Raw genomic sequence first — 269 nt, forward strand, 5'->3', positions numbered from 1 at the left:
AAATACAGCCATTGATCATCAGCCTCAATACTGTGTGAATGGTTAAGAAAAGCAGTCCCCTTCACATCTCGCGGCAAATCGAAGATAGTGAGACCTTTATCACCATCACCATCGATTTCGAACGACTTTAAGCGCATTTCACGAGTACTGCTTTCACCCTGAGCGTTCTTTAGAATCATCTTCATTGTGGCAACCGAGTCACCCCAACCTTCATCGCGAGCTTTACGTTCAGTAGCAATTTCTAACCCACGCTCTGGTGAAGCCACGAC

Annotated in this window: 1 protein-coding gene; it reads right to left on the minus strand. The window is 46.1% G+C overall.

Annotated features, from left to right (window positions below; translation table 11 throughout):
* Positions 1–266 (minus strand): outer membrane lipoprotein-sorting protein (locus A3774_RS16110; RefSeq protein WP_231868008.1); only part of this gene is annotated, 266 nt, incomplete at its 3' end.
* Positions 267–269: the final 3 nt, after the last annotated feature.

Source organism: Neptuniibacter marinus (genome assembly GCF_001597725.1).
Lineage (GTDB): Bacteria > Pseudomonadota > Gammaproteobacteria > Pseudomonadales > Balneatricaceae > Neptuniibacter > Neptuniibacter marinus.